Genomic DNA, 5,882 nt, shown 5'->3' with positions numbered 1-5,882 from the left:
CCATCATCATCCCCTGCCACCGCATCGTCGCCGCCAACGGCAAGATGGGCGGGTTTTCGGCGGCAGGTGGGGTGGAGGACAAGGTGTGGCTGTTAAGGCATGAGGGAGCGTTGTTGTAGCAAGTGTCCTCGTGAACGGGAGGCACAATCCAGTTTCGCTGTTATTCAGGGTTCTAAAGAATCGCAACCTGTACCTAAGCGGCGACCGAACCACTCAAATGTCCTGGGAACGTACCTTCCCAAACCCCACTCAACATCTCAAACCAACCATAAATCCTTGCGACGCCATCAAGTTAAACGTAGCTTACCCCAAATTGGGGTTGCGAGACGGAGATCCGGTGTGAAACCATTCATCAAGTGGGCGGGTGGAAAACGTTGGCTCGTCGAAAGCAACCACCTGAACCTTCCAAAGTACAGCGGCAGGTATATTGAGCCGTTCCTTGGTGGTGGGGCTATGTTTTTTCATATCTCTCCAAAGGAAGCCATTCTGTCGGACGTCAATCCTCGTTTAATCAACGCTTATCGGGCCGTCCGTGATAACTGGCAAGCAGTAGAGTCGGAATTGCGAAAGATGCAGCGACTCCATTCCACCCATTATTACTATGAAGAGCGGAACCGACTCCGGAAAACCCCACACACAAGTGCGGCACAGTTCTTATATCTAAACCGAACTTGCTGGAATGGTCTCTACCGCGAAAATCTGTCGGGAAAGTTTAACGTTCCAATAGGTACCAAAACACAGGTGATAATGCCTGATGACGACTTCAAATCAGCCAGTTCCATATTGAATAATGCGATAATCTCTGTATGCGACTTTGAAGAAACCATGGCAGCGGCAATGAAAAATGATCTAGTTTTTCTTGATCCCCCTTATACTACCGCGCACAACACCAATGGATTTATCAAATACAATCAGAACATATTTAGTTGGAAAGATCAAATACGGCTACGCGATTGCGTTGAAGATGCTTACTGCCGCGGAGCAAAGATAGTCATGACTAATGCTAATCACCAAACTATTTGGGATTTATACTCAGGTCTCGGTACTCCCAAGGTGATTGCACGTTCTTCAGTCATATCTGCCAAATCATCATCTCGTGGCCAAACCACCGAAGCGTTGTTCGTGTTCTGAAAACAAACGTAACCATTCAGATATATAGATTAGGAGAATAGCGATTGGCGTTCCTGGATGCAGTAGTTGAGCTTCAACTTAAGGGAAAGATTTCGGACGATCTATCCCAGCTAGGCAGGTTGTACAAGGCCAAAGCTTCAAAGTATCACTTCAGAAGTGTGGACCATTCCCTAGTAGAAGGCCTTCTCCACGACGGGTGGGAAGAATATGGACAACCACTTCAAACACGCACCCGTTTAAGACGGAAGAAGACGCATGACGTCCAGTTCGAAGATGATATGTGGTGCCAACTGTACGATTTAGGTTTTAGATGCTTCAGCGTCGATAGAGATTTCAAATTGCCATTCGGTAAGTCGCCCGATGATAAAAAACAAATTGATGTTCTAGCCGTAAATGAGGACAGCATTCTGCTAGTAGAGTGCAAATCGGCAAAGAAATGGGAAAGGTCTCCTTCATTTAAGACGGAATTCGAGGCGCTAAGGCAGCGGATGGACGGCCATAAGAAGGCTCTGGAACAGATTTTTGGTATCGGTCGGAAAATTAGGTATATTTTTGCTACTAGAAACTACCGCATAAGCAGAGATGGCGCTGACGCCAAACGTTTAGTCGCTGCTGGAGGCTTTTTGTATAATGACAACACTTATGAGTATGTAGCCAGTCTTTTGACCACATATAAGAACGCCGCTCATTATCAGTTCATGGCGATGCTTTTCAAAGGCCAGGATATAAATAGGAATCGCATTGAAGTACCGGCAATTGAAGGGCAAATGGGGGCCAGAAAAGAAAAATACTATATGTTTTCTCTTGAGCCTGGCCTTCTTTTAAAACTTGGATTTGTTCTGCACCGAACGCGAGCCAACGAAGCTGAGATGCCGACCTATCAGCGACTTTTGGTGCCGGCAAGGCTAAAGGGTATTGGCAAGTTTATTGACGAAGGAGGCTTTTTTCCGAATTCGGTGATACTGAATTTTTCTGAAAGCATTAGAAAAATTGAATTTCAACCACATAGTCGCGGAGGTGATACTCGATCGCGAACTGGTATCCTCAAGATTCCAAATTCATATGCCATTGCGTATATTATTGATGGTCAGCATAGAATCTATGGGTATGCTAACTCACCGCACAAATTAACGAATACAATTCCTGTAGTGGCGTTTCTTGGGTTGGATTCCTCAGAGCAGCTTGAAATGTTCATGGATATTAACCAGAACCAGAAAGCTGTTAGTCCTACTCTGAGAATTACACTTGAAGAAGACCTTTATTGGAACGCTCCGCGCCTTGATTCTAGAATCAAGGCTCTCCGGTCGGCTGTCATCCGGCAGTTGGGAGGCGATCAATCCGGGCCGTTGTTTGGAAAGATCGCTCTAGGTGAGGACAAGGCTGAATTAACGGCAAAGCCATTTGCAGATGCTTTGCTACGGTGCGGTTTATTGCCAGTGGCCAAGGGCAACCGCTTTATAGCAACCGGAAAGAACTGCTCGCTTTATGATATCGCCAGTCATGATCACGCAAGCGAAATGCGCGCGGCTTGTAGCCGAATTGTGAGATTCCTGAACCTTTGCTATGAACTGGCGGAAGAGTTTTTCGACGATGATGATCCAACGCTGAAGCGATTCATTGTTTACAATCGGGGAACGTATGCGTTCATCAATCTGATCGGCAGCTTAAATACATTCTTGACAGAAAGGGGTGATCTGAGCCTCAACTCGTCAAACGCGGAGCGTATCGGGTCGATCAGCAAGTACCTCCACGCGCTTTTCGAAGCTCTGAAGAATATTAGTTTGGAGGATCGTGCGTTATTGTTGGGTAAGTTGGGCACGGGTGCTGAAAACACATGGTTTCGAATATTCCAGGATTTCGTGAACAAGCGATTCAATGACTATAATCCGGAAGACTTAAATGACTGGCGCGAACGTCAAAACAAGGAGTTGCAGGACGAAGGTCGCTCTCTGGGAATTCAGATAGAACGCTACCTAAAGCTTGTTTGCATTTCGAATTTGAAGGCTGTTTTTGGGGAGAACTGGGATATTGAAATTGGTTCTATCAAGAGAGCGTGCGAAAAACGCGCCGGTGAAGAGGAGGAAAAAAGCTACAAAGAAGGATTGGGGCGAAAAAATATACCTTGGACCGACATGCTGCTTGTTTCGGATTACCGTTCGATAATCGAAAAATACTGGGCGAAAACCCCGGTTCCGAAACTTAACGAATTCAGGGCGTTCGAGGAGATTTTCGCGCTGGATATTGGCCAAGGCTTCAATAGTAAAGCCGAGAAGCTGAGATGGTTGTCCTTTTTCGGTTCATATCGAAACACTTGGGCGCATGAAGGAACCAAGGAGAAGGGTCTCAATCGTAAGGAAGTTGAATTTATTAGAGATATTCATTCACGACTCTTACCTTAATCATTACCTGCAAGGGTTCAGGCGGGATTCAACCTTGCATAATTCGTGCGTCTAGCGTCGAACGGTGGAAAAATTTCCCTACCCAACACCATTTCGCAACCGCATCGAACGATAGAACCCAGTCCATAGCAACCGTGATCACACTGGGCACCCAGGGTCATACCCTGACCTATTCAGCCTGAACAACAGAGTCGTACTTCCAGAATACCAGTTGCGTGCCCTCGCGTTGATGCCATTCCATCGCTCCCGGATCGAACCACAACAACCACTCCCCTTGCCCACACCCCGCCCCCTCCCTACCATCCCGTCACACACATCACGCGTGGACCTCGTTTCACGTGAAACAGGCGGGAGGAGAGCATCATGGGGCTCAATACGACGATCACCACGAAGGCGGGTGAGGAATTCGGGGGTTATCTGGCGATGCCGGCGTCCGGCACCGGGCCGGGGGTTGTGGTCATCCAGGAGATCTTTGGCGTCAATGACGTCATGCGGGCGACCGCCGACTGGCTGGCCTCGGAAGGGTTCGTGGCACTCTGCCCGGACCTGTTCTGGCGCATCGAGCCGGGGATCGAGCTGACCGACAAGACGGAGGCCGACTGGGGCCGCGCCTTCGAATGCTTCAAGGCCTTCGATGTTCCGAAGGGCATGGAGGACGTGCAGGCCACCATCGACGCGCTGCGCAAGGTCGACGGCTGCACCGGCAAGGTCGGCGCCACCGGCTACTGCCTGGGCGGGCTGCTGGCCTATCTGACCATGACCCGGACGGATGCGGACGCGGCCTCGGGCTATTACGGCGTCGGCATCGCCGACATGCTGGACGAGGCGGCGAGCATCACCGGGCCGCTGATCCTGCATGTGCCGACGGCGGACGGCTTCGTGCCGCCGGAGCAGCAGCAGGCGATGCACTCGGCGCTGGACGGGCATGACCATGTCACCCTCTACGACTACGAGGGCCAGGATCACGCCTTCGCGCGTCAGGGCGGCGAGCATTTCGACCAGGCCTCCGCCGATCTGGCCAACAGCCGCACGCTGGAGCTGTTCCGCAAGGCGCTTGGCTGAGGGGATTCGTTTGCCGTCCCCGGCCAGCCCTCTCGTCGGCATTTGTGCGGCACTGCTGGGTACCCGGGTCAAGCCCGGGTACGGCGGGGGTTGGGGTGGAGCGGTGGTTCCCAACTTCCCCCCTTTCACGATGCTCGCGGACTCGATCCGCGAGCCCAGTCTCCAGCGTCCGAGCGGCACTGCTGCGTCCCCGAACAGAGCCCGGGCACGGTGCGGTTGGCGGTAGCGAGCAGCGGGCCATGCGGCTAGGCTGCGGCACGATGGGTCAACGGCTGTTCGGCTGCGCCGATTCACCCCCTTCCCGACCTTCCCCCATCGAGGGGGAAGGAGTGATGCCTGCGCTCTCCGGGCGCTCATGACGTAAAGAACCAAAGGACACAAGAGAATGGTCAAGGCAATCCGCGTCCACGAGGAGGGCGGTCCCGAGCAGATGCGTTTCGAGGATGTCGAGGTCGGTGATCCCGGCCCAGGCGAGATCCGCATCCGCCATACGGTCATCGGCCTGAACTACATCGATGTCTATTTCCGCACCGGGCTCTATCCGGCCCCGTCGATGCCCATGGGGATCGGCATGGAGGCGGCCGGCGTCGTGGAGGCCGTGGGCGAAGGTGTGACGCACCTGGCCGCCGGGGACCGGGTGGCCTATGCCGGGGGCCCGATCGGGTCCTATGCGGAGGTGCGGCTGTTCCCGGCGGACAAGGCGGTGAAGGTGCCGGACACGGTCAGCGACGAGCAGGCCGCGGCGATGATGCTGAAGGGCATGACCACCGAATATCTGGTGCATCGCACCTACGAATGCCGCTCCGGCGATACGGTGCTGTTCCATGCCGCGGCGGGGGGTGTCGGCCTGATCGCGGGCCAGTGGCTGAAGGCGCTGGGGGTCCGGGCCATCGGCACCGCCGGCGGGCCGGAGAAATGCGCCCAGGCGAAGCAGTACGGCTATGACGAGGTCATCGACTACAATGCGGAGGACTTCCAGGCCCGCCTGATGGAGCTGACCGACGGCAAGGGCGTGCCGGTGGTCTATGACTCGGTAGGGGCCACGGTGTGGGAGAAGTCGCTGGACTGCCTGCAGCCACGCGGCCTCTACGTCAACTTCGGCAATGCCTCCGGCCCCGTGCCGCCGTTCGCGCCGGGCATCCTGTCGGGCAAGGGCTCGCTCTACATGACCCGCCCGACGCTGATGACCTATACCGCCACCCGCGCCGACCTGGAGCTGTCCTCCAGCCGCCTGTTCGACATGGTGGGCTCCGGCAAGGTCAGCATCGAGATCAACCAGCGCTACGCCCT

5 protein-coding genes are annotated in these 5,882 nt (G+C 53.9%); all 5 read left to right on the top strand.

The features are described 5' to 3' along the window. Positions 1–119 (top strand): MGMT family protein (locus P1U71_RS18080; protein ID WP_367281219.1); only part of this gene is annotated, 119 nt, incomplete at its 5' end. Between the two features lie 220 nt (positions 120–339). After that, the gene (locus P1U71_RS17595; RefSeq protein ID WP_301106979.1) at positions 340–1,131 is read left to right on the top strand and encodes a Dam family site-specific DNA-(adenine-N6)-methyltransferase; all 792 of its coding nucleotides are present in this window, start codon (positions 340–342) and stop codon (positions 1,129–1,131) included. A 44-nt stretch (positions 1,132–1,175) separates the two neighbouring features. Further along, a complete protein-coding gene (locus P1U71_RS17590; protein WP_301106978.1) occupies positions 1,176–3,530 on the top strand; it encodes a DGQHR domain-containing protein in 2,355 nt (784 codons plus the stop codon). 363 nt (positions 3,531–3,893) lie between these two features. Then, complete coding sequence (locus tag P1U71_RS17585) at positions 3,894–4,592, top strand: dienelactone hydrolase family protein (RefSeq protein WP_301106977.1); 699 nt, start codon at positions 3,894–3,896, stop codon at positions 4,590–4,592. Positions 4,593–4,977: 385 nt separating this feature from the next. Continuing rightward, positions 4,978–5,882 (top strand): quinone oxidoreductase (locus P1U71_RS17580; protein WP_301106976.1); only part of this gene is annotated, 905 nt, incomplete at its 3' end.

The sequence above is a fragment of the Sneathiella sp. genome, from assembly GCF_029233945.1.
Lineage (GTDB): Bacteria > Pseudomonadota > Alphaproteobacteria > Sneathiellales > Sneathiellaceae > Sneathiella.
The sequence above is the reverse complement of the archived record's forward strand: the minus strand, read 5'-3'. Positions and strand labels throughout refer to the sequence as shown.